At 56.9% G+C, this 23,421-nt stretch carries 18 protein-coding genes and 3 pseudogenes; 12 read left to right on the top strand and 9 right to left on the bottom strand.

All coding sequences use genetic code 11. The features are described from left to right. Positions 1-13 precede the first annotated feature (13 nt). Positions 14-1,084 carry an ABC transporter substrate-binding protein gene (locus tag XH83_RS38075; protein WP_128929981.1) on the bottom strand — a complete coding sequence of 357 codons (1,071 nt, stop codon included), beginning with the start codon at positions 1,082-1,084 and terminating at the stop codon, positions 14-16. 270 nt (positions 1,085-1,354) lie between these two features. Next, the gene (gcvA, locus tag XH83_RS38080) at positions 1,355-2,230 is read right to left on the bottom strand and encodes a transcriptional regulator GcvA (protein WP_128929980.1); all 876 of its coding nucleotides are present in this window, start codon (positions 2,228-2,230) and stop codon (positions 1,355-1,357) included. A 151-nt stretch (positions 2,231-2,381) separates the two neighbouring features. Between gcvA and XH83_RS40545 the strand changes: the two genes are divergently transcribed. From XH83_RS40545 to leuD, 4 genes and pseudogenes are all read left to right on the top strand, one after another. Then, positions 2,382-2,756: an AraC family transcriptional regulator gene (locus XH83_RS40545; RefSeq protein WP_164933582.1), complete on the top strand. Its 375-nt coding sequence runs from the start codon at positions 2,382-2,384 to the stop codon at positions 2,754-2,756. A gap of 281 nt (positions 2,757-3,037) precedes the next feature. Continuing rightward, complete coding sequence (locus XH83_RS38090) at positions 3,038-3,817, top strand: HpcH/HpaI aldolase/citrate lyase family protein (RefSeq protein WP_206733115.1); 780 nt, start codon at positions 3,038-3,040, stop codon at positions 3,815-3,817. A 174-nt stretch (positions 3,818-3,991) separates the two neighbouring features. Beyond that, the gene (gene leuC / locus XH83_RS38095; RefSeq protein ID WP_164933598.1) at positions 3,992-5,401 is read left to right on the top strand and encodes a 3-isopropylmalate dehydratase large subunit; all 1,410 of its coding nucleotides are present in this window, start codon (positions 3,992-3,994) and stop codon (positions 5,399-5,401) included. Between the two features lie 9 nt (positions 5,402-5,410). Beyond that, positions 5,411-6,045 (top strand): annotated as a pseudogene (gene leuD, locus XH83_RS38100) (3-isopropylmalate dehydratase small subunit). A 647-nt stretch (positions 6,046-6,692) separates the two neighbouring features. Here leuD and XH83_RS38105 read toward each other — a convergent pair. The 7 genes and pseudogenes from XH83_RS38105 to XH83_RS38140 all read right to left on the bottom strand — a co-directional run bounded on the left by XH83_RS38105 (position 6,693) and on the right by XH83_RS38140 (position 14,443). Continuing rightward, the gene (locus XH83_RS38105) at positions 6,693-7,019 is read right to left on the bottom strand and encodes a helix-turn-helix domain-containing protein (protein ID WP_128929976.1); all 327 of its coding nucleotides are present in this window, start codon (positions 7,017-7,019) and stop codon (positions 6,693-6,695) included. Between the two features lie 9 nt (positions 7,020-7,028). Then, positions 7,029-8,360: a type II toxin-antitoxin system HipA family toxin gene (locus tag XH83_RS38110; RefSeq protein ID WP_128929975.1), complete on the bottom strand. Its 1,332-nt coding sequence runs from the start codon at positions 8,358-8,360 to the stop codon at positions 7,029-7,031. Between the two features lie 610 nt (positions 8,361-8,970). Continuing rightward, positions 8,971-10,076, bottom strand: a pseudogene (locus XH83_RS38115) (IS630 family transposase). A 63-nt stretch (positions 10,077-10,139) separates the two neighbouring features. Next, on the bottom strand, positions 10,140-11,489 hold the full coding sequence (locus XH83_RS38120) for an alpha/beta hydrolase (RefSeq protein ID WP_128929974.1): 1,350 nt from the start codon (positions 11,487-11,489) through the stop codon (positions 10,140-10,142). Between the two features lie 12 nt (positions 11,490-11,501). Then, positions 11,502-12,668 carry a serine protease gene (locus XH83_RS40040; protein ID WP_232995545.1) on the bottom strand — a complete coding sequence of 389 codons (1,167 nt, stop codon included), beginning with the start codon at positions 12,666-12,668 and terminating at the stop codon, positions 11,502-11,504. Between the two features lie 8 nt (positions 12,669-12,676). Next, the gene (locus XH83_RS38135; RefSeq protein WP_232995544.1) at positions 12,677-13,252 is read right to left on the bottom strand and encodes a M12 family metallopeptidase; all 576 of its coding nucleotides are present in this window, start codon (positions 13,250-13,252) and stop codon (positions 12,677-12,679) included. A gap of 102 nt (positions 13,253-13,354) precedes the next feature. Beyond that, positions 13,355-14,443, bottom strand: coding sequence for a hypothetical protein (locus XH83_RS38140; RefSeq protein WP_128955132.1), 1,089 nt, complete (start codon positions 14,441-14,443; stop codon positions 13,355-13,357). A gap of 279 nt (positions 14,444-14,722) precedes the next feature. Here XH83_RS38140 and XH83_RS38145 point away from each other — a divergent pair, with 279 nt between their 5' ends. From XH83_RS38145 to XH83_RS38180, 8 genes and pseudogenes are all read left to right on the top strand, one after another. Beyond that, positions 14,723-16,048, top strand: a complete 1,326-nt coding sequence (locus tag XH83_RS38145; RefSeq protein ID WP_128929971.1) for a hypothetical protein — start codon at positions 14,723-14,725, stop codon at positions 16,046-16,048. 76 nt (positions 16,049-16,124) lie between these two features. Then, the gene (locus XH83_RS38150; RefSeq protein ID WP_128955131.1) at positions 16,125-17,087 is read left to right on the top strand and encodes a helix-turn-helix domain-containing protein; all 963 of its coding nucleotides are present in this window, start codon (positions 16,125-16,127) and stop codon (positions 17,085-17,087) included. Beyond that, positions 17,077-17,538, top strand: a complete 462-nt coding sequence (locus tag XH83_RS38155) for a hypothetical protein (RefSeq protein WP_128929969.1) — start codon at positions 17,077-17,079, stop codon at positions 17,536-17,538. The genes XH83_RS38150 and XH83_RS38155 overlap by 11 nt, the downstream gene beginning before the upstream one ends. A 297-nt stretch (positions 17,539-17,835) precedes the next feature. After that, positions 17,836-18,147, top strand: a complete 312-nt coding sequence (locus XH83_RS38160) for a type II toxin-antitoxin system HigB family toxin (RefSeq protein ID WP_128929968.1) — start codon at positions 17,836-17,838, stop codon at positions 18,145-18,147. Continuing rightward, on the top strand, positions 18,147-18,521 hold the full coding sequence (locus tag XH83_RS38165; RefSeq protein WP_074274398.1) for a type II toxin-antitoxin system HigA family antitoxin: 375 nt from the start codon (positions 18,147-18,149) through the stop codon (positions 18,519-18,521). Before XH83_RS38160 ends, XH83_RS38165 begins: the two co-directional genes overlap by 1 nt. 615 nt (positions 18,522-19,136) lie before the next feature. Further along, a complete protein-coding gene (locus XH83_RS38170; RefSeq protein ID WP_128929967.1) occupies positions 19,137-20,213 on the top strand; it encodes an AAA family ATPase in 1,077 nt (358 codons plus the stop codon). Further along, complete coding sequence (locus XH83_RS38175) at positions 20,116-22,650, top strand: S8 family serine peptidase (RefSeq protein WP_128929966.1); 2,535 nt, start codon at positions 20,116-20,118, stop codon at positions 22,648-22,650. The genes XH83_RS38170 and XH83_RS38175 overlap by 98 nt, the downstream gene beginning before the upstream one ends. 295 nt (positions 22,651-22,945) lie before the next feature. Continuing rightward, positions 22,946-23,340: pseudogene (locus tag XH83_RS38180) on the top strand (cell filamentation protein Fic); the annotation flags it as partial. Between the last annotated feature and the right edge of the window lie 81 nt (positions 23,341-23,421).

Consider the following 23,421-nt stretch of genomic DNA (forward strand, 5'->3'; position numbering starts at 1 on the left):
TAGACGTTTTGGATCAGGTCCCGTTCGACCGGATCGATCCGCGCGGGCTCTCCCAGGAGTACCCTTTGGCGGCCGCCAAGGCTTTTTCACCATCAAGTTTCCCGTCGGTTGCTTCGGTCATATGGGCGATCAGGTGTATGCCGTCCCACGCCTCAACGGTCCCGATATTAGGTATGGCGCCCTTCCCGTATTTTGCTTCCAGCGCATTGACGAACTCCTTATTCGCGGTGCTTTCTGGCGAATGAGGACCATAAAAGAGAGAGGAATATACACCGATGGCCAGTTCGCCGGTTTGTCCCAATGCCGCGAGGGGTGCCTCCTCGGTTTCACCGAGGCCAAAGTACTGCAAGCCCCGTTGTGCCAAGCCGCGCTCGAAATACCCTTTGAACAGTGCAACGGAGATGGGCCCGTTCGGGACGAACGTAAATAGAACGTCAGCGTTCGCGTCCTGCAGCCGCTGGAAGTAGCTGGAGAAGTCAGTTGTATCCAAAGGCACCTTTACGACATCGACGATCTTGCCGCCGAGCTTGCCGTAATTGGCATCATAAGCTGCAATTGCGTCGTGACCGGGGGCGTAGTCGACGGCAAAGACAACAGCTTTCTTCTTGCCCTGATCAATAGCATAGCGCGTGATGCCATACGCCAATTGCCAGATGGTGCAGCCCACTCTTAAAAAATATGGCGATTTACGTGTGGTATCTGCGGTATTTGCGTTGAAAATGACGAAGGGAATTTTCGCTTGCGTCACAACATCGGCAACGGCTACCGCGTTAGGCGTGAAGTCCATACCGCCGAGAAATTGTACCCCCTCTCGGGTGATCAGCTCTTGAGCGAGTTGTTTCGCTCGAGCGGGATTTGGGCCGCCAGAATCACGATAGAGGACCTCAACGGTGTGGCCTCCAAGCTTTCCTCCGTGCTTCTCGACATAGAGGTCAACGGCTCGTTTGAATTGGACGCCCCACTCGGCATAGGGGCCGCTAAAAGAGCCGATGATGCCGATCTTGACCTCGGCAGAATGCGCATCTGTAGAAATGGACAGTGAGGCAAGAACCGCCGCGAAGGCCAGCAAGCTGAAGCGCTTCATTGTTTCCGTCCCCCTATTTGTGCACCGCCATGCGCCGCAAGCAAGGCGACGACTGCGCCCATCGTTCGGCCCAGATAGAGGGCATTAGAGGAGTGCATTCTTGTATAATCTTGCGGGACGCCGGGACTGTTAGTCGCAGGTCGCGGAGGGCAGACCAGTTAAGGGCTGCTCACGCTATATTACGCGGATGTCACAAGGTCCATGTCCGGGGCTGAGAGTCGCTTCTTTCCCGTCCATTTCAGATCGATGGATCTGACGGTTGCCGCCGCCTCACCGAGCAGCCATTGCGCGGAACGCGACAAGTGCCGGCAAATCGCTCTTTTCGGTTGGATAAGCGAGATAGAATGCCATCTGGTTGCGGACAATGAGATTGAACGGTGCGATCAGTCGGCCGGTTTCGAGATCCCTTTCAATCAAGGGAAGATGCACAATTGCAATACCAAGGCCGTCGATAGCTGCTTGGCACGCGAGCCCCGAGTTTTCAAATCGTAGGCCCGTGTTGGCCGGGACCTGCGGCGCGCCTGCAGTCTGGAGCCATTGCCGCCAAAAATCCGGGCGCTGCAAGGAATGGAGAAGAACGTGATGATCGAGTTCGTGCGGATAGCGCGGGACCGGCATTCCATTCGCAAGCTTGGGGCCGCATACGACGATGAGCAGTTCGTCGAACAGATGTTTGGCCTCGAGCCCAGGCCACTGGCCCAATCCGTACTCGATCGAGGCATCGATGCCTTGCGCTTCAAAATTGGCAGGGGATTGTTGTGAGGTTGAGACCTGAATTTCCACCTGCGGATATTGCTCGCGAAACCTCGCGAGGCGAGGGATCAACCAGCGCATGGCAAAGGTGGGTAAACACCTAAGCTTTAGGACATTGTGTTTTGACGACGCGCAGATCTCGGACGTCGCGGACCTTATCTCGTCAAACGCAACCTGAAGCCGCTTATGATATCGTCGAGCCTCTTCCGTCAGTTCGATGCGACGATGCTTACGAACAAATAACTTTATTCCGAGGTGGGTCTCAAGTACCGCGATATGCCTGCTGACGGCCCCTTGGGTAATGCAAAGCTCTTCCGCCGCTCGACTGAAATTGCCATGACGCGCCGCAGCATCGAAGGCTCGTAGCGCATTCATGGGCAAGTATTGGCCCATAACCCATTATTCTCCCTAGGTTTTCGCTTATATCGCAAAAACTCATGCAAGTCATCAGTTAACTTGCTTTGCGCGGCATGCTGATCGCCTTCATCCTCAGCCCCGCGATGAAACTCGTCCACTGCAGCAAGAGTTGGACATGACTTGTGGGATGGAAACGGCAGTCGTATCGGCAGACGCATTCTCTGCTCCGCCCGGCGACCCTGACGGAAGCATTACAGAAGTTGCGCTCGCGTTTATTAAGAAGAGCCCTGAGATCAGGATTACGCTTCGCGATCTTGAGCGTCAGACGGGCGCAAGTATCTTTCAACTGATTAGGGCATTCCGAAGAGATTTGGGAGTAACGCCCCATGCCTATCTGATAAAACGGCGCGTCGCGCGCGGCGCTGATCTTCTTCTTCAGGGAGAGCCAGCGGCACAAGTAGCTTACGAGGTCGGTTTCGTTGACCAAAGTCACTTCACGAAGCACTTCAAGCGTGTCCACGGCGTGACGCCAAAGCGCTATGTTGCGGTAGCCACCAGCTAGCTGGCAAATCGAGCGCATGAGAAGTTCGCCACTGGCGACAGACCTTTTGCAAAAGCTTGTCTAGAGTTCTTGAGGGTCTAATCCGCTCCGGCGCACAACAAGGCGCGGTTGCCGGCGCAATCGGAGCAGTCAAGTGATCACGCGGTCAGTGGTGTACTTGTTGCGCGCGGCGTCGACGACATTCCGATGCCAGCAGCCGTCAACAGGATATCGAGGCCAGTCGTCATATTCACAGCAAAGAAAGCTTCCTTATGGCCCCCTTTCGAGGACTAAATCGCCGCATGGCCGAAAATGGCCATTTACTGAACGGCTATTGCGCGATCCCCGATGCGTTTTCGGCAGAACTTTATGCTCGACAAGGCTTCGACGTAATCACGCTTGACCTGCAGCATGGTCTCATCGGGTACGATGCCGCCGTCGCGATGCTACAAGCCATTACGGCCGTGGACGTGCTCCCGTTGGTACGCATCCCCTGGCTCGACCCGGCAATCATCATGAAAGCGCTTGATGCAGGTGCTCTTGGTGTGACATGCCCTATGGTCAACACGGCAGCGGACGCTGAGCGCCTCGTCCAATATTGCAAATATCCACCGATGGGCCAGCGCAGCTTAGGCCCCGTCCGTGCGGCGACGGCCTATGGCGAGGACTATGCTGCGCATGCGAACCGGGAGCTCAGCGTCATCGCTATGATTGAAACCGCTGAAGCCGTCGCCAACATCGAGAGTATTCTTGATGTGCCAGGTCTGGATGGTGTCTATATCGGACCAGGCGATCTCTCGCTGTCCCTGAACAGGAAGCCGCAGCTGGAGGAGTTTGATACCGAGGTGGACGCTGCCATCGATCGCGTTTTGAAGGGGTGCATTAAGAAGGGTCTGATTGCAGGCATTTTCGCACCTGGTCCCGAACAAGCGTGGCGCATGGTCACGCGTGGCTTTCGATTCGTCACGCTTTCCACTGACGCTCGCGCATTGGCGTTCCAGGCCAAGTCTTGGGTTGAGAAGTTTCGACTGCTCAGTCGAGAGCCGTCCCGTGTTACCGGTGCATCGGGCCTGAAGGGGTAAGGACTAAATATCAAAAAGTGGGCGACCGGACCATAAGCCCTCATCCGCTCGAAATTGCAATTTCTTACTAGTCGACGAGCTCCTCCTGCATCAAGACCGGTGTCGCCGATCACGCAATTGGCGTGAAGCCTACCCGCTCTTAGCGTGGGAGCAACTCGGCCATGGTGTAACATGATCCAACCGCGGTCTATCTTTGAAAAGATCTGGAACAGTCATGTCATCCGGGAAATGGGTGACGGCGTCTTCTTGCTCTATGTCGATCGCCACATCATCCAGGAATCGGCGAGCGGACAAGCATTTGATGGGCTACGGCGCGCCTCGCGATCTGTGCGTCGACCTGATCTCACTTTCGGTGTCACGGATCACATCGTTTCGACACGTCCTGGGCGCACGGTCGATTCGAACCCCGAGGGGCGCGAGCTAATCACCTTGATGGAACGGAACTGCAGCGAACACGGAATTGAGCTGTTTGACTTGGCTGATGCCAGGCAGGGTATCGAACACGTCGTGGCGCCGGAGCTCGGGCTTATCACGCCAGGGATGACTGTTGTTTGCGCAGACAGCCATACACCAACAAATGGCGCGCTCGGTGCCTATGCGTGGGGTTTTGGCACAAGCGATGTCGAGCACGTTCTAGCAACCCAAACCGTACTTCAGCGCAAGCCAAAGGCGCTACGGGTGACGTTCGCCGGACGTCTGGGAAAGGATGTCTGTGCCAAGGACCTCATACTTTACTTGATCGGCAAAGAGGGAACACAGGCGGCGCGCGGATATGCCATCGAATATTGCGGACCCGTCATTCGTGCGATGTCCATGGAAGGCAGGATGACGATCTGCAACATGTCCATTGAATTTGGTGGACGTGCTGGCATGATCGGGCCGGACGATACCACGTATGAATATATCGCTGGCCGCGACTATGCTCCCAAAGGTGCGCATTGGCAGGCCGCATTAGATCAGTGGCGCACTCTTAACACAGACGAGCAAGCTCTCTTCGACAAGGAAATCAGGGTTAACTGTAGCGAGATTGCCCCCCAGGTGACGTGGGGGACAACACCTGGCGATGTCGTAGGTATCGACGAAAACATCCCAGATCCCGTGTTGATTGGCGATCCTGTCCGTCGCGCCATGGCGGAGCAGGCGCTGCACTATATCGGCCTCAAACCTAATCAGCCTCTTGAAGGCATTCCGATCAACGTCGCCTTCATTGGATCCTGCACCAACAGCCGCCTATCGGACCTTCAGGCGGCAGCGGCCATCGTCAAGGGGCGCAAGGTCGCCAAAGGCGTGCGGGCGCTGGTTGTGCCTGGATCGACGTCGGTCAAGCGCGCGGCTGAGGCCCTCGGTCTAAACAAAGTATTTCTCGATGCAGGCTTCGACTGGAGAGAGGCCGGGTGTTCAATGTGTCTGGGGATCAACGACGACCAAGTCGCGCCAGGTGAGCGCTGCATGGCGACCTCTAATCGCAACTTCGAGCATCGCCAAGGACCAAATAGCCGCACGCATCTTGCAAGTCCGGCATCGGTGGCGGCGGCCGCCGTGACGGGTGTCATCACCGACGTTCGCAAGCTCGCGCACGCATAGAGGCGGCAAATGGAAAAGTTTGTGACGTTGGAAGGTGTCGCCGCAGTGCTGGCGGACCCGAATATTGATACAGATGCAATTATCCCTGCCCGCTTCATGCGTTCTGCGAACGCTAATTTGGGTAAGGCCCTGTTCGCCAACAGCCGATTTCAGGACGACGGATCCGAACGCGCCGACTTTGTGCTGAATATTCCGCCATTTCGGAGCAGCTCGATCCTCGTGGCAGGCGATAACTTTGGCTGCGGCAGCTCGCGAGAAGCAGCAGTCTGGGCGCTGAAGCAATTTGGTATTCGCTGCGTTATCGCGAGAGCTTCGGGGAAATATTCTTCGAGAACTGCTTCAAGAATGGCGTTCTTCCGATCACATTGCCCAAAGCCGACTATGAGCAAATCCTAGGCGCGCTTGCGAAAGACCCCGGGCGTGAAATTAAGGTCGATCTTGAGCGATGTGAGATCAGGATGTCGTGTTCGCTATCGATACCGTTTGTCGTGTCGCCTTCGCGTCGGACAGCATTGCTTGAAGGGCTCGACGATATCCAGCTGACGCTGCGTTATGTCAGCGATATCGACGCATTCGAGGCCTTCGACGGGGTCGCGCGGCCATGGATGCGTCGCCCCACGTCATCTTTTGGCCGATCGCCGTAGAGCTGATGACGTCAGTTTCGTGGTGGGAGCCTTGGCAATTCAAGGCTCTGTCGTCCGGTGAACGCTAGCGGAAACGAAAAGACGCAAATGGTTACGCATTCCACGACATTTGATGATACGAATCTCTTGGAGCGAGCTTGGGTTTAACGCGCATCCAGCCCGGGCTCGGCTTCTCTCCTATGCGAAAAGCCTCGCGACTTTCGCTGGGGATATGGAGCGCTGTCTTTGTTTGTGAACCCCACGGCTCAAGATTATGACATTGTCCTCCTGGGTACGAGGTCAGTTCTTCAGTTCAAGACATTCGTCCTCCAGTCAAGTTTGAACGAAGATCTTGCAGCAACGCCACGGGGAAGCCGACCGGCCGAAGATGTTCGAAGGCGACCAAGGTGGATGAAAAGAGGCCAAGATCTCGCAGAATTGCACTTCGACGCAACCTCTTGCCGCTGTTTTTTGCGATCAGCGTCGCTCCTTTGGTCGGCCAAGGGCTCGCCCGGCACACCGGCAGTGTCATCTTGAAATAGACCAGCGTACCGGATTTGCGCCTCCTCAAAACTCCAGAGCATTACGGACCGTTTGCGAACACGCCAAAGAGATTCCTCACGAATGGCCATTCGGAAGAATCTATTCGGTTCGAGACGCGCTCATCATCAATGTGGCCCGGCAGATTTCTCATCTTCGCGAGAGGCCGTTGTCGCCCCAGCAGCGATCGGAATAAAGCCGATTTGGAAACCGAATGCGCGACCTATTTTGTCTAGCGTTTGCGCAGTAGGATTGGCCGCTCCTCTTTCAATGTCGGCGACTTGGCGCGGTGTCAGCTTAAACAGTCGGGCGAACTCAATCTGGGTGAGCCCGAGGGCTTGACGCATCTCGGCGACAGCCTCCGGCAAGCGGAGAGTACCCGCGCGCGCTTTGGCTGCAATTGCGGCGCGACGATCTCGGATCTCCTCTTTCGTAGGTTTACGCCATCTGGCCATGAGGCTCGCCTAATCTGTCACATTGCGCAGTTTGGCAACACCGTTCGCCATATCTTCGTTGCGAATGATTGCATTCGTCACGACGGAGACCGGCACGCCGCACTTTCTTGCAATCTCTGGAAGGGCCCGGAGAAGATCTTCCTTAGCTGCCAAAGCGGACATCAATTTGTGGGCGGGCACCTTGGGGCTAGAAACTGTCTCACAGACGAGCCTCCAATCAGGATTGGTGTCCTGTCCTCCACCATCGAGCATGCACCCCCACCTTGTGGAACGGACGATGCCCGCTGTCGCGATCTTCATTGGTGCGAAATCGAACAAGGGGGCGAGACGTATGCTTCCATCCGGGAATTTTCTAAGCGCGGCGTTTCGACCATGATTATCGGGATTGCCCATAGCCAGGTTCAAGACATCTCGCAGCAGATACTCCGTCGTGTCCTCCAGCGGACACGACGAGACCTGTTGGATTGTTTTCAGATAAGTTTCGTGCCTGCTCTGAAATGCAAACTCCGCAACGCCAATCGCAGAGACCAGACTCTCTTGTCCGTAGCGGATTAGACCACCCGACGTCACCCTGCGGTCAAACCGTGGAATGACAAGCACACCATTGCCGTAGGTGCTCGTGCGTTCGACGTTGACGCCAAACTCTTTTGCGACCACCGAATAGCCCGATTCAGACTCCAGGATCCGCTGATCCACCGGCTCATCACTACGCAGAAGCTTTACGATGATAAATTCGAGGGCGTCCGCGTCCGGGACCATCGAATTCGGATACCAAAGTCCGTCTCGGGAGCGAGTCAGTGACACCTTGGGCCAGTCACCTTGCAGCCCACTCGAACCCGAGGCAAGCAAGGAAAAGCGATCAGCAACTTCGAGAAACGCATCGCTCCGATCGAGAATTTCTTCCATAGTGATTCCCGCGACCGATATGTCCTGAAGACGTTCGACCTCCTGATCATATGCTTCTTTGATGCGAATATTGCCGACGGGAGAACTCGCAGCTCTCATGAGAAGATGGACTTGGGTAGAAGGCGCCTCGACCGGAAGGTTCAGAAATCGCGCGATCCTCTCGGCGTGGTGACCTTGAGGAATTAGGTCCAGTAGAAAAGCTGGCCAGGTGCTTGCTGCGCGATCCACCAGATCGACTGGGGCGTTGATCGAGTAAGCATGTACGCCTTTAAGGGGACGGTCTTCCGCAAATGGAATGGCGCCGAACTTGGCAAAATAGCCCATTTCGTAGCTAGTTCTGGAAGGCGTCGTGTAGCCCTTTTCGGGGGCTTCCAAGTTGACAATGGCCGCCTCGTGCCACGTGCCTTCTATGAAAGTTTCTACAGTCAGGTCCATTTACAAATCCCTTTAGGGATGTATATGGCAGGTGAGCTCAAGAATCAACCCATTATAATGGAAGTATTAATAGCGGAGGATCCGTTCGGACACTGCAGTCGTTGCCCATCATGCTTTTGGCCTGCCGGATCTTTGCGCCGCCACCACGGACTGAGCGGCCCCTCAGAGATGCTCGCCCCGCGATCAAGTGCGGTGACGGCGCAGCCCTGTATTCAGCTCTCATTCTGATGGGCTTCATGCTGAAGAGCGGACCCGGCCAGAGGACCCAGAGGGCGCCTCCTTCGGCAAGACCTAAAAAGCGCAAAGGCTGGCTGTTATGATGGAGCGTCGCACGCTCAAACATCAAAAGCCCGAACGGACTTTTACCATCAACTGAGTAAGCGGCACTCGTACGACGAGATGCGCGCTATCCCGATCCAAACTGTGGTCTTCCCGGGCGCATGCATGTACGGTCCCCGATCTCACCACGGCCCGCTTCTCACTATCGTGCAAGACTGCTCGATTCCGCGAAAGCTGCGCGACATTTGCTGCCGTTACATAAAGGCTTCGAAATAGGAACGAGCCGCACATCAACGAGGATTAATGCGCACGCCCCCCTAGTCACGTGAATCTAAAGTTCGCCGCATAAAGTCTGCTGGGCTTTGTGGCAGAAGCGTTTGACGGAAGCCAAGATCTGGTCTGCAGACTTGGTCCATTTGAAGGGCCTCGGGTTATTGTTGTGCAGTTCGATGAAGGTACGGATGTCGGCCTCGAGCTGTCTGACGGAGGTGTGAACACCTCGCTGGATCTGCTTTCTGGTGAGTTCAGCGAACCAGCGCTCGTTCTGATTGATCCATGACGCGGAAGTCGGCGTAAAGTGGACATGGTTGTGCGGCCGGCGAGCGAGCCACGCCTTGATCTTAGGTGTCTTGTGGGTGGCGTAGTTGTCCATGACGATGTGGACCGCAAGCCCCTCGGGGATTTGAGCGTCGATTTCCTTGAGGAACTTCAAGAACTCGACCGCCCGATGACGCTTGTAGCATTTGCCAATGACAAAGCCGGAAGCGACATCGAGCGCGGCAAACAGTGTGGTCGTGCCATGTCGCACATAACTGTGCGTGCGACGTTCTGGCATCCCAGGCATCATCGGCAAGACCGGCTGCTCGCGATCGAGTGCCAGGATCTGGCTTTCTCATCAACGCTGAGGACAACGGCTCGGTTCGGTGGGGATAGATAAAGGCCGACAATGTACCTTGTCGACGAACAGTGGATCGCTCGACAACTTGAATGTCTGGCTACGGTGCGGTTGCAAGCTGAACGCCGACCACATTCGGCGGATCGTGGTGTGGGAAAAGCCAGTTTCCGCAGCCATCGAGCGGATCAACCAGTGCGTCGCGTCGGCCGGCGTCGTACGCAATGTCCGCTCGATTACCTCAGCAACCTGATCGTCGTCGATGGTGCGAGGGCGGCTCGGGCGGGCTTCATCAAGCAGGCCATCACAGCGATCCTTCTAAAAAAACCGACGGCGCCACTTGCCAACGGTGTGTTCATGGATGCCGAGTTCAGCAGCCACAGACTTGCTTGGCAGGCCATCCGCACATCGCAGGATCGCGCGGCATCGCTCAGATAGCACCGCGCGACACGATGACGACGAACTTGCCTCTCTAGGTACGTGCGCTCCTGCGGACTGAGCACTAACGGCGCGATCGGCCGGCCTCTCACACCTGCATTCCCCACAAGCGCTCTCCTCTACAAAGATTCGAGCCATCAACTAATGTGATGAACTTGCGTTCCAGATGACTAGTAAGGATACATCCAATAGGTCGCGTTGAGCTCGTTAGGCATCGAGCGCAAAGTTGGGGTCCGCTGCGGTGGCTTGAGGTGGCTAGATGAGGAGATGATCCGGCCGATATCGTCGAGGACCGCCCGGCTCGTTGAATAGGTACTATGATTGAGCGCGAACATTTCGCTTCCGACCGCAGAGACATCGATCGTCTCGATGCCCGAGACGAGAGTTGGACCGCTCTTAGTCACATAGCCCATTCGCGATTTCGACTGCGCCTTCTTCATCGAGGCGAGCAGAGCCAGATCAGTTGACGAGGCGTACACGGTCACCGCACCCGCGGCCGCTTTGATCTGGTTAGCCCGCTCCAGATAGAGGTCACGGTCGACGTCGGGTGCTGCGAAAATCAGCTCGGTAATGCCAAGCGCTGTTTGGCTCAGCGCTGCCTGCTGCAAGGCGCCCAATACCACTTCGCTGCCAAGGCTGTGTGCGATCAGGATGATCCGCGAAACGTTCCCCTCCGTCTTGATGAGCTTGAGAAGATCGAACAATCCATCGGTGGCATGCAAAGCACTTTCGCGGTCGTAATCGTAATCCGCCAACCCGCCTTTCGAGGGCCAGGAATAAATCATGACGCGGCCCTTGTAATTTGCATCGAAGGCAATCTGAGCGGCCTTGAACGCTGCATCCGAGAAAGGAACATTGTAGCCATGGACGAACAGCATCAGGCTGTCGGCAGGATTGGCGATCGCGGAGGCAAACTCCTCTCGTGAGAGCTTCGATAGAGTCTGGATTCGAAAGTGCTTTCCGTCCTGCTCGGCCTCTGTCCAAATGCCGTACAGATATGTCTTTGGCGTTTCGACTTCGCCCATCTTGTGAACGATCGGTATGCTCACAGTCACGCAGCCATAGGTATTCGTGGCCGAACGATCATAGGTGATCTGTTTCAGCTGCAGATTCGGGCCTCCCATCACCTCGCGGTTGGTCGCAAAATAAACGGGCACCAAGCCCTTGATGGCGGGCTTGTTGGGAGCCTCGGCGCCAGTTGGCGTCGGTTTCTCGGGAGGTGCTTCCTCACTTGCCTCACCCGTTGTGGGGCGATGATAGCCATAATCATGGCGTCTCGGACCATAATACCTCGGGCCGTAATACCTTGCGGCATGATGGTGATATCCTGTCAATGCACGCCCGTGGTGCTGATGCGTGTTTTGGGCTTGGGGCTTTGACGGTCTCGAGATAGGTGCTTGATGAGCGCAGCCGACGACAAACATGCAGACCAGAGCAATTAAAGCCGCGCGGAGCTGCCGGAACGACGAGAGCCAGTGCAGCGCATTTGAAGAATCGGCTCGCAATGTCGAGACGACCATGGCCCCTCCTCCTTACTTCGCAAGAACTTGAGATAGATTGACGGTAGCACCGAGCCATCCACGGTACCGATCGACGGCGGGTCCACTGGTCAGCTTGTAGGTGAAGCGCGCCTCTGCACCGCCATCGTTGATGGCGCAAGCAATGTTGCCGGCTCCGTTTGCCGTCTCGACATGCCAGGAGCAGCCGGTGATACGGTAGCCCGGCTCGGCTGGGAACGTCTCGGCGTAGTCGGCCGAATGCTCGGCAAACACGACGGGATGATCATCCTTGGTCTTGTCGACGGTGTATGAGCGCTCGATCTGCTTGAGCTCGACGAGTTGCGATAGCGGAACATTGACGATGAGCCGCCGGTCTTCTGGAAGCAACGTGTGAAGCGCGCCGGCCAGGATCTCGGGAATTTTCACGCCCTGATTGGCTTGCGTCTGCACATGGGTCGAGTTGAGCTTGCTCCAGTTCTCGAATGAGATTGTAGTGTCGACCCATTTGGTCCAGCAGACGGATGGTTGGGGGATAGCCGCAATCAGCTTGTAGAGCGGACTCGCGGCTATGACCGTGGCAGGAATGATGAAATTCACTCCGTTGACCTGGGCATCGTTCCATTTGACGATGCCGCCGACAGCGATACCGAGGAGCGCGCCGAACTCGTTGAACGCGGGACCTCCGCTGTTGCCGACGTTCATGACAGTATCGGTTTGCCAGCGCCCATTTGGGCTGGTTTGATTGCTGATCAGGCCGCTCGATATGCTCAGATCCAGGTCGAGGGGATAGCCGAGCAGATAGAGTTGGGTTCCCATTGGGGCCTGCTGGCTTTCATTGATGACCGGCATTGGGCAGCGCGATGCTCCGCCGCTGTTGCTGGCCGGCTGGGCCAACTCGAGAAGGGCAAGATCGTTGGCGTCGTCGCGGTGAATCGCGCTGACTTTGATTGGGTTTGCGTTGCGCGAGCCAAGGCGAGCATCGACCTCAAAGCTCTTGTAGTTTTCCTCGCGTCCGACCACATGGCTGTTGGTGAGCACGAGGTTGTCGCCGATCAGAAGGCCGGAGCCGCCTCCGACTTCCTGCTTGCCGTTGTACATAACGCCGACAAACTGGACATGAACAGTCCTGACGTTATAGCGCGCGGCGATCTGCACCGCGGCGCGATCGGCTAGCGCCTGCCCGGAGATGACAAAGAGCAAGGCGAGGGTCAGGACGGATAAAACGTTCTGACGGCTGCGATATCGAGTGGGCTGAGTTGTCCGCTTCCGTTCCATGCTGGATTACAATAGTTCATGATGGAATTGGGGTCGTATTTAGTGACTTTGTAGTCGCCGACCGATCCTGAAAATTTCTCGTTGCGGCACTGTTCCGGAGCATCGTCGCGGTTCTGCTCGTGAGTAAAGCCGAGCGCGTGCCCGAATTCGTGGACAGCGACCGCACGAATGCAGAATTCGCGCTTATTGATGCATCCTTTACTCCAATGATTGGAGCTGAAATTCAAGGTCATGCCCGAAGACTTGCCATCGAGATACTTGCCGACGACGTCGGTGTGCGCGCCCTCGTCGGCGATGCGCACATGGACGCCGGCTGCGCCCTCTTTACAGGCAGGCCAGGTCTTGGCGAACCAAACGCCTCCTTGTGCTGCGCTTTCCCAGGTCTCGGCCACGGCTTTTCGGACGAGTTCTGCATATTTCTGGTCATGAGGATTGAGGTTTTCCCAGCAGACCGGGATTTCCTTCACGTCCCATTTGGAGCTGCGGATCACAGTTCCGAAGAGCTCCATCTCCGACACCCCTGAGGGAAGCGCAGGCTGAGCCTTCGCGCTGCTGCAGGGGAGGAGCACGAGAAGAACCAGCAATCCGAGCAGGCAGTAACGAGTCATGTTTTATTGAGTAGGCGTTGGAGATGGCGGGAAGACTGGCACCGGCGCGAAGATAAAGCCGTTCGTCCGCGGGCCACCACCAGCCCTTGGCCGGCGGGCTGCGGCCCCCCCGCTCTCCGGCAACTCCTGCGACTTTTCCCCTCCCGGGATTGGTGTCGTGTAAATCGGATTGTCCTTTGATCCGAGCGCCGGCTGTTTGGCTGCATAGCTGGCCGAGCCAGACTTTGCTCCGTTGGCCAAGACGGCATTCGGCCCATTGATGTAGATACCGAGATTGCTGAATTGCTGCGCAGATGCGGAGGCTTGGATGGCGGCCGGTGTCCAGCGCGCCGATGTAAGGGAGTATTTGGCCTCGATGCCTCCGGTCACTTGGATCGAAAAAGTATAGGTCATCTGCGCTGGCTCAGCTATTTCCGATGGCATAGCCGGCGTCAGGTTGTTGGCGGCGATCAAAATTGCATTGTCGCGCAGCCAGGCCGCCAATGGCTTGGAGGCATCGACGGTGATGCGCTTGAAAGCGGCCCGTTCCGGATATTTGTTTTCGGCGAGAGCTTCGAGCTCGAGGAGCTCGGTCGGCGTTCCCCGGTAGCAGCCGCGCTCATATGTTGCCGGGCTAGATGCCAGCGGCAAGGTATCAGACGCAAGCTCGGCATTCTGTTTCAAGAGAAATGACCAGATCAGGTCGTAGGTGTCCTGCGCCGAAGCCGTGGGGCCGACATGGGTCACTTCGGCGGTGGTGGCACTTAGAACGCGCTTATAGTCGAAGGCGGTGCCGGACCCGACACCGCCGGTATCGGTTACTTTCAGTTCCAGGAAGAAGGTGCCGTATAGGAACGGGTCGATGTCGAAATGGGCGAAGCGGTCGAACGCCTCTTCCGGCCTGGTCTTGTAGATCTTGAGGTAGTGCTTCCGCCTTTCGCGCTCGATCTGATAAAAGGTGACGACCTCGCACCGGATCGATTTGAGAAAATATGGCAGTTCGCCGGCTGTGATCACGCCAGTCTGCGGATCGTGCACATAGTACAGGCTGGTGCATCCGCCCATCGCAAAGCAGGCGCCAAGGCAAGCCGCGGCCCGGCTGATCTTCCACATCGATTGTGCCCCCTGTCCGCTTCGCGTCGCTCGCGCGCGGATCTCCCGCCCAGATTGAAATGCTTTGCTCGTGCTTCGTCAAGAGTATCGGAAGCCATATGCAGCTTTTCGTTGCCATCGTATAATTCGATGCAGAGTTTCTGCGCGTTCTGACATTCAGAGCAACTGCGCCCGCAGCTAGATGATGAGACGCGCGTAAGTCACAGTCGGGCCGATTGCAAATAGCGAACCGTACGCCTATCAATGGCACATATTGGCGAAGTCGTTTGGACGAGTCGTTTGCCTGGGCCTGCGGACAGCCGCCTGAAGACAACGGAGTTCGGCAAGTGGAAGAAGGCAGCTGGTGAGCTTGCTCAATCACAGGCCTCGATGACGCATGCCAGAAGGGACGAACTGAGGAAGGCTCTGATCGAGCTCGACAAGTTGTTCCGCAAGGCGCCGCCGAGCGTGTACAAGGCTTACCGCAATCTTTCGGAGCGGCGTCTTGAAGAATCTGCCCGGAGTTTCGGTGACAGCGTCGGAGAAGGCCGCCTCCTTTGGTCCGTTTCCGAGGAGACCCCCGAGCAGGTTGCTGTGTCGCTTGGAGGTCTCATCCGGGCCATCGACCGCGTGCTGCTCGAGCGGCGGTCGCAATGGCCGATTGCATCGGGCGAGTGGCGCCTGGAGGCGCTCGGATGCTGGTTCATTCCGCGACAGGGCGTGAGCGCCGGCCGCCCTGCCCGGCGGAGCCAAGCCTATTCAAAGCGAGGCCTGCTATTTCATCGGATCCTGCCCACCTTCATTGACGGCTATGCCGTCGAGGTGGTCGATAGCCGTACCTTGCATAGTGCCGCTCAAGACCCCACGAATTGGAAAATGGGCGCCTGCCTTTTCGAGGCGCTCAAGCTTGAGGCGGAGTTCGCAACGGTAGACGGGGACAAGCGTTTCATCGTCAGCGGCGTCGATGCGCCGGCGGCGGGGAACGCGGTCTTGCTTCAGATGGCGAACGCGTTGCAGGAGAACTGCATCGCAATCGTCTGGCCCGAGCTCACGGTACCACCAGGACTGCGAGAAAAGATCGTCAAGTTCATCCGCGAGCGAGATGTGGCCGACCCGCTGGAGCCTCCGGAGATCGTCATTCCGGGAACGTGGCACGAGGTGGCAGGCAAGGAGATTGTGAATCGGGCCCGGATTTATGACGGTTATGGCGAGGAGCGGCTCGTCTACGACAAGATCGCCCCTTACGCCGATGACGACTGGGGGATCGAAAACATAACTGCTGGCGAGCGGATGTGCGTGCTTGCGACTGAAGGCGCCCTGATTGGCGTCGCAATTTGCCTCGACTTCTGTGACGTCTGCGACACGCCCTTCAGGGACCTGGATGTCGATGTGATGCTGGTCCCCTCGATGGGGAACGACCGCACCATGCAGGGCCACCAGACGACTGCGAGCCAGGTGGAAGTGAAGTTCGGCACGCGAAGTTTTGTCGTGCAACATCCCACCCACAACCGCTACGGGGATGGCCGGCTTGGTACTATATTACCCCTCCTCAAAGAGCCGAACGCTGTTTCCGCCCGGGAACTCGGTCAAAAGACCGTTTGGACTGCCTACAAATGGGGCCGGTGACACCCTAGATTCAGAGACTAAAATCAGAGTAAAGCGTTGTAAAATGATCTTAAGGGTTGTGACGTAGGGTATGGCCATGTCGGACGTAGCATTGGAAAAGATAGAGAGCGGCGAGGCCACCGCGACTGAGGCGCGGAGCGTCATTTCGGAATTCCTTAAAGAGGGATCCGAAAGCAGCCTGGAGCGTATTTACGCAACACTTGGGGCTTGGCTCTGGAATTCTCTGGAGAGCCGGCGCCGCGATCCGGAGCTGCGGGAATGGTTTGATATTCTGCGTCGGGTGAGCGCCTCGCTCGCGCCGAAGAATGCCGCCTATGCCGAGCGCTTCAGAGCGTTTTACGATCTTCTGCAGATGTCGATCAACACCGCCAAGGTTGCTCGTCCAAGCGAGGTCATGCACCGTCAGCATGTCGTCGAGATACTTCGGTTGTTGCGGGATGCACCGTCGCGTCAGCTGGAGAAGACGGTCATTGCTAAGAAACTGGATCTGAAGGATGCCAATCTCAGCCGCATTCTTCGCCTGATGACCAATGCGCGTTTTGTGGAACGAACGGCGGCTGGAAAGTTTGCTCATTTCGCGCTGACGCGCGATGGCCTTATGGCGCTTGAAAGGCACGAAGGGCCCACAGCAAGGGGCGCTGGCCAATTGGCGCAGCTTATGCGCAGGAAAATGGGTCTCAGAACCCACCCTGCCCTCACGGCTGAAGAAAATGTCGTTCTTCGCAGCCTGTTTGATTTGCCGAGCCCGATGCATCCTACGTTGCATGCGGCGGGACTAGTGATGCGTGACCCGCTTGGCGTCCGTCAGGTGATGGAGGACTACCTGCTTCATCCGCCGGCACCGACAGCTCCCGGCTATATGAAGGCGCGAACGAAGAGCTCGTATCATGGCTCGTCGGTGACGGTCGTGCAGGTGAAGAAAGCCGAAGGTCACGGCGCCTCCACATCGATTGAGGCGGTGAACAGTCCAAAGCCCGTCTCGTTCCCTTCGGGTATGCTGCACTTGAGCGCAGGAGAGGACTCCGAGCATGTCGAATGAGGATCTCGGGGCTTCGACAACGGAGCAGGCGCAAGGCGAATCGGAATCGCTAGTATTGTATGGAAACACCCTGCTCGATCGGTTGACCTTTGTTTCGACGACGTTCAGCTCGCTCATCATGAGCATGGGAAGGGTCGGGCGCGACAACCGCGAGGTGTTGGTGCCACTGGTCGAAGTCAGATTCGAAGGTCCCTCTGGCCAGGACGAAAGCGCCTTGAAGTCTTTCTTTTCGGAGCTCGTGCCGCTGGAAAACCTCGCCTTCGTCCTCGAAGACATCTCGGGTGATCTTGCAACTGTTTGCCACCAGCTGAGCGCTGTGAGCGAGGGACCGGTCAAGCCTGATCTCAGGCGGCTTGCCGAAACGAGCAGGTTCCTGCAGGACGCCAAAAGCAACCTGGACAAGTGTCTCGCCGATCTGGAGCGAATTGGTCAGCCGCCCAATCTTCCCTAGCGGAAGTCTTGAGAGCATCTGCGGCGAGACGATTCTTTTGCTTCTAACGCACAAAATTGTCCAGTCGCAATTGACCGCGTCATTCTGAGTTCGAAATGCGATTTTGATTTATCAACCGCGGGGCGTGCCTAGAAGCGTTCGCGGCGGGCTTCGGCTTCGCCGCGAAAGTGCGAGCCGATCGGATCGTGAATTAGCCCCGAGTGGCAAGACTATCTTACTGTCGGCGGGCGGCATGCGTTTCCCAAAAATGGAAATTCCCCTCTTCCATTTTTGGGAAATCGACGGTAGTATCCCTTCATGCTGGTGGTCGGCACGGACCTTGGTGAGCGCTATTTTGCCGAACGCTCTGGTCATCGGGGCATCGATGCAGCGCGCGCTCAATACAGGGCATGGCTGGCAATTGCTGAGGCTTCGGACTGGCGGACGCCGCAACAGGTGAAGCGATCGCATCCCAAGGCAAGCATCCTGAAAGGCGGACGCGTGGTGTTCAACATCAAGGCCAATGACTACCGCCTGATCGCCATGGTTCAATATCGTGATGGCGTGTTGATGATCCGCTTTTTCGGCAGTCATGAAGACTGTGACAAGGTGGACGCGGAGACGGTGTGATGAAGGCAACATTGATAATTATCCAGAACCAGGCCGATCATGAGGCGGCCAAGGCGCTTGTCGGCAAGCTGATGCAATCTAACGAGGCTGCCGATCGAGCGCGTATGGTAGCTCAGGCTCGCCTTATCGAGGCTTATGAACGCGCACGCTGGCCGCGCAAAGCGCCGCCGTTGCCCGATTTGCTAACCTATCTGGTGGAACAACATGGTTTGACGCGCGCTGATCTTGTGCCGCTTCTGGGCACTGCTAGTCGCGTCAGTGAGGTCATGTCCGGCAAGCGCGAATTGAGCATGACGATGGTGAAGCGTCTGCGCGAACGTTTCCATATTCCAGCGGATTTGCTGATCTCCGCGAGCGGAAGTGTTGCGGCTTAGGTCAATCGGGACCATGACTTTCGATAGGGGGCTACTTTGCTCGGCGGCCGTGAATATTTGCATCGACGCGAGAAAGTTCAGCGCATGCGATTCCAACGCCTTTTAGGGATTAGGGTCATCCATTGCTTGCAGCAGCTCGACTATGCACGGATACGAGCATCGGCGCCCCCGGTGGGCTTGATCCATTTGCTCACGATTCTCGCTCCGGAACAGGTCGAACGCCGGTATTGGACTGCGACTTGACGGCATTGAACAAAAAGTGAACAATCCCCTGACGACCCCTCTCGGATGGGCATAAAGCGCCAAAGCGCGCGAGGCGAGTGCTCGAAGGCTCTGCCGGACTTTCGGTCGGCGCTAGCTATGAAGGCTGGCTAGTTTTGTCAGAGGCAGGCAGTCAACAGGATGACGGGGAATGCTTGAGCAGGCAGAACAGACTCGACCAGTCATGACGGCGGACGAGAAGTCTTATTTGTTGCAGCTTTTCAATATGTTAATCCCCGCCGGATAGGCTCGCCGAGCGACCCCGGCAAGGAACCTTGGTTATCGGCGAGTTGTTCACAAGCTGGGACCATTTCTAGCAGCGTGGGCGCGCAATCCTGTAATAGGCTGTCTGTCATGGCCAAGAGCGACTTACTCATATCTCTCGTGCGCGCCGGTGTGACCGGCGATCGGCCAATGATGCGCTCGGCGGTCGAAGCGATTGTGGCTGATGAGCGCGCAAAGAGTCATCACGCGCTGGCCGATCGGCTTGAGCGAGCGCTGCAGACGATAGCTGTGACGCCGCCAAGTCTGGTTGCCTCTCAGCGGTCTCCGCAAGCTGCTGGGCGCGACACGATTTTAGAAGTTACGCCACGCATATCTCTCGATGAGCTGGTTTTACCCTTGCCTGCGCGCGCCGAAGGGATGCAGCTGATCGAGGAGCATGTGCGGGCAGACGTGCTGCGGGCAAGCGGATATGAGCCGCGGCATCGGGTTCTCCTGTCTGGTCCTCCAGGCAACGGCAAAACTTCCTTTGCAGAAGCGATTGCAGAGGGCCTTTCTCTGCCGTTTTTCGTGGTGCGGTACGACGCGCTCGTAGGAAGCTATCTAGGCGAAACAAACGCGCGTCTTCGCGCGCTATTCGACTATGCGCGAACCCAACCTTGCGTTTTGTTTTTCGACGAGTTCGATGCGATTGGAAAAGAGCGTGGAGATGATCACGAAACGGGCGAAATCAAGCGCGTTGTTTCGTTTCTCTTGATGCAGATCGATAAACTTCCCAGTTACGTGGTAACAATAGCGGCTACGAATCATGCTGAATTGCTTGATCGAGCCGTATGGAGACGTTTTCAGATAAAGATTGCATTTCCCGCTCCGCAAGTTGCGGAAATCGCACATTTCATAGAACGAATTTATATGGGCTGGCCCGAGCGCCCTTCGCTGTCGGCTTTTGAACTCGCGCAAAAGATTGACGCAACCTCCTATGCTGAAGTGCTTGATTTCTGTCAGAACGTTCGACGGCGACAAATTCTTGGTCTTGGTGAGATCTCGATCGATTCTGCGGTCAAGACTGAACTCGAATTTTGGTCATCGAGAGTAAAGCCAGAGAACCTGCATGGCGGCCGATCCAACGAAGCCTCTGCTGCGACTGACGCCAGGCAATCAGGCGGCAAGACCAAAAGGCAGGCCGCAACCGATCCCCAGGCCGGCTAAATTCACGGCTGCTGCACAGAATGCAGCATTTGGCCCCCGCTTCCGTCGCCTCGAACAAGTCTTGGGTCGAGACCCAAGCGGCTTAACTTTGCGATCAGACCCGTCCGCGCTGGCGCCAGAGCGGCTGCTGGTTTTTGAGGTTCGGGGGGCAGTTGCGAATTTTGCGAATGCGATCCGAAGAGTGCCTGGTCTGGAGCTCATCGATGAAGAGGAGCTGGAGGGCGATGAGAAGGACAAGTCGCCTGAGGCCTATCTTCTTGTGCCAGATGTCACGGCTTTGCAGAACATCCTGTCGCTCTGGAAGAGATGGGTATCCGGGCAAGCAATTGGGGAGGGGTTCGCACCCTGGCGGGATGTCTTTGCGACGCTCCGTGACATCAGAGTATGGGGGCCGGGAGATCGTGTTCAAGATGGTGATCGAGAGATCCTTGCGCACGAGATCGAGCTCATGGGAGATGAGGAAATTCTCCCCGTTGAGATCGAGCTTGTGTTTCGATCGTCGGAGGACATGGCGGCTTCGAACCAACAAGGAGTCATCAGCGAGATTAGGGCGGTCGGTGGCACTCTTGTGACGCAGTGCCGGATCCCGGACATCGCCTATCATGCCCTTTTGGCTAACCTGCCAGTTGCCGCGATCCGGCAAATTACCGAGCGCTCCGCGACCGGGTTGAGCGGCATGGACCCGGTCATGCACATTCGGCCACAGAGTATTGTTGCGCCGGTGCAAGTCGAAGACGCCAGTCAGCTCCAAGGCGGACTGGGACCGCTTCCTTCTGAAGGCCAACCAATTTTGGCCTTATTGGATGGCGTGCCCGTTTCCCAGCACCCTCTGCTTCGTGATCGAATGAATGTCGACGATCAATTCGATTTAGAGGGCGCAGCCGTCGTGGCTGAAAGGGCTCACGGCACAGCTATGGCTTCTCTGATCGTGCATGGCGACCGAAACACCAATGAGCCGCCGCTGGCGCGCCGCATCCATTGCATACCGCTCTTGGGGGCTGCTGATCAATTTCCTGAGGACCGGCTGATTGTCGACCTGGTTTATCAAGCTGTGGTCTCGATGCGGCGCAACGACGATCCGAGCGCTCCGTCAGTTGTGATCGTCAATCTTTCGCTCGGCAATGTCCGAAAGCCATTTCATGGGCGGCTGTCGCCCTGGGCGAGGTTGGTCGACAGATTGGCCCATCGATATGGAATTCTGTTCTGCGTGAGTGCCGGCAATCACGCCGGCTCATTCGAGATAGCATCCATCCCCACCATGGCTGCTTATGAAGCGACGGACCAGCCCGATCGGGCCAGACATACGTTGTCCGCGCTGTCGCGATTGATCACTTCTCGCCGGCTGCTTTCACCGTCGGAAACAGTGAACGGGATCACGGTAGGCTCCGCCAATATCGACGCCGTTAGCGCAGCCGATCGCCGTAGCGCTAGAGGCAGGGTCGATCCGTATCATCCGATGATCATCACCAATCCATCCAGCGGATTGGGTCCAGGATTTGCAAACGGCGTCAAACCGGATATTTTGATGCCTGGCTCTCGTGAGCATTTAACCATGGTGGCCAGTGGAACGGCGCTTGCTGTAAGGCCAAGTGGACCTGCTCGACCGCATGGGCTCAAGGTTGCAGCTCCGCCGCGCGAGGGCAGCAGCAATTGGGAGCATTACACTTCCGGCACAAGTGCTGCGGCAGCTCTGGCCTCCAGGACGGCTCACAGAATTCATGACGCTTTGGAAGACACGTACGGGCAGGACTTTCTGTCCCTGCCCCACCATCAGCGCGCCGCGCTTCTCAAGGCGCTGTTAGTGCATACAGCCTCGTGGCCGCAAGATAGCGCCGAGCTCATCAAGAGCGTGCTAGGTCCAGCTGATGCAAAGCAATTCGTCAGGCAGAAGGATAATATCCGGCGCTTCTTAGGCTACGGCGTTGTTAGTCCGGACGATGCAATTTATTGCGCTTCCGACAGGGCGACGTTTTGGGCCGTCGGAACGCTGGCGCAGGAGACAAGACGTTCGGTTGTTGTTCCGTTACCGGCTTGCATGAGCGGCCAATCTCTCCCCCACTCGGTGACCGCAACGCTTGCATGGTTCACGCCCGTGCATCCCGGTCGACAATCGTATCGCTCAGTGAAGCTTTCGCTTTTGGCGAGTTCAGATGAGATCGATCAGTTCCGCGTGCAGCCATCCAAGACGCAGCCTGATGTCAATCAGGCAAGCAAGGGGACCGTTTTCTCTCGGCGCTGGCTGGGCGACAAGGCGCCGGCTCTGACAGTCGATTCTGAAATCGAGCTGATCATTCAACGCGAGCCTGACAGAGGCAGCAAGATAGACGAGCAAGTTCCGTTCGGCGTTGCTGTAACCGTAGCCATGCCAGGCATCATTGAGGTCTACAATGAGGCTCGAGCGCGGATTGCGCCGCCCATTGCCGTTCCGGTCCGCTAGCTCGATTGTGCTCGACCTTTGAAAGACGGATCTCACCAGCGATGGGCCTGCCTAAGGTGCCCGGAGGTGCCGCATCAATCCAAGAGGTTGAAATCCCGGGCCAAACGGCGCAGCTTTTGCACCTTTGAAATTCTCAGGTTCTCAGGCAATGAAGCCCAAGGTCTCTGGTTGCTCGCCTTCGATTCCCGCAGCGTGGACGGTTTCGTGTTCGGCGCGAGCTATCCGGCCTTGAAGAATCTCATCTCGTAAGATCGGCGACGTCCGCCTCCTCTAATGCCGCTGAACTTTCGGGAATATGTCGTTGAGCGCACAGTTTTCAGGAGCAGGGACGATTTTTCATGACCGGCGTTTGCCCGAAGCCGGTGCTCCGGCCGGCTATGCCGCCCTCATCGACGCTTATCACCTCTCCGCTCCAATTCCACGGACGCTCTCGGCGATCGGGACCAAGCATCGTATCCTAGAGCAGGATGGCTGGCGCCTTTACACACCTCGGCACGCCCCAGAAGCTTCCCTTGAGGCGCATCTAACATTGCGCTGAAATACGAGGGCGTGGATCTTGCCGTCCTGAAGCGGCTTTTTCTTGCTGTGGCCGAAGGCGAAATCGTCGAGCTGGTCAAACAGAAGCTGACCGGTCTTTACAGGCGTCGCATCTGGTTCCTGTATGAGTGGCTGCTCGGTCGAGAGCTGAACTGAGAAAGATCTTCCGAATGAAGCCAGAGTTCTTCAAGGGTTCGACACGTTCTGCGCCGGCGTCGAGCGTTTAGTCGATAT

Origin of the sequence: Bradyrhizobium sp. CCBAU 53351 (assembly GCF_015291745.1) — a bacterium.
In the GTDB taxonomy this organism is placed as follows: domain Bacteria; phylum Pseudomonadota; class Alphaproteobacteria; order Rhizobiales; family Xanthobacteraceae; genus Bradyrhizobium.

What these genes read in the sequence shown, in the direction of transcription:
- XH83_RS38090 (WP_206733115.1), top strand. Translation starts at nt 3,038, where the DNA reads ATGGCCGAAAATGGCCATTTACTGAACGGCTATTGCGCGATCCCCGAT.
- XH83_RS38165 (WP_074274398.1), top strand. Translation starts at nt 18,147, where the DNA reads ATGAAGGCAACATTGATAATTATCCAGAACCAGGCCGATCATGAGGCG.
- XH83_RS38160 (WP_128929968.1), top strand. Translation starts at nt 17,836, where the DNA reads ATGCTGGTGGTCGGCACGGACCTTGGTGAGCGCTATTTTGCCGAACGC.
- gcvA (WP_128929980.1), bottom strand. Translation starts at nt 2,230, where the DNA reads ATGGGCCAATACTTGCCCATGAATGCGCTACGAGCCTTCGATGCTGCG.
- XH83_RS38105 (WP_128929976.1), bottom strand. Translation starts at nt 7,019, where the DNA reads ATGGCCAGATGGCGTAAACCTACGAAAGAGGAGATCCGAGATCGTCGC.
- XH83_RS40545 (WP_164933582.1), top strand. Translation starts at nt 2,382, where the DNA reads ATGGAAACGGCAGTCGTATCGGCAGACGCATTCTCTGCTCCGCCCGGC.
- XH83_RS38075 (WP_128929981.1), bottom strand. Translation starts at nt 1,084, where the DNA reads ATGAAGCGCTTCAGCTTGCTGGCCTTCGCGGCGGTTCTTGCCTCACTG.
- XH83_RS38120 (WP_128929974.1), bottom strand. Translation starts at nt 11,489, where the DNA reads ATGGTCGTCTCGACATTGCGAGCCGATTCTTCAAATGCGCTGCACTGG.
- XH83_RS38110 (WP_128929975.1), bottom strand. Translation starts at nt 8,360, where the DNA reads ATGGACCTGACTGTAGAAACTTTCATAGAAGGCACGTGGCACGAGGCG.
- XH83_RS38155 (WP_128929969.1), top strand. Translation starts at nt 17,077, where the DNA reads ATGTCGAATGAGGATCTCGGGGCTTCGACAACGGAGCAGGCGCAAGGC.
- XH83_RS38150 (WP_128955131.1), top strand. Translation starts at nt 16,125, where the DNA reads ATGTCGGACGTAGCATTGGAAAAGATAGAGAGCGGCGAGGCCACCGCG.
- XH83_RS38175 (WP_128929966.1), top strand. Translation starts at nt 20,116, where the DNA reads ATGGCGGCCGATCCAACGAAGCCTCTGCTGCGACTGACGCCAGGCAAT.
- XH83_RS38140 (WP_128955132.1), bottom strand. Translation starts at nt 14,443, where the DNA reads ATGTGGAAGATCAGCCGGGCCGCGGCTTGCCTTGGCGCCTGCTTTGCG.
- XH83_RS38135 (WP_232995544.1), bottom strand. Translation starts at nt 13,252, where the DNA reads ATGGAGCTCTTCGGAACTGTGATCCGCAGCTCCAAATGGGACGTGAAG.
- XH83_RS38170 (WP_128929967.1), top strand. Translation starts at nt 19,137, where the DNA reads ATGGCCAAGAGCGACTTACTCATATCTCTCGTGCGCGCCGGTGTGACC.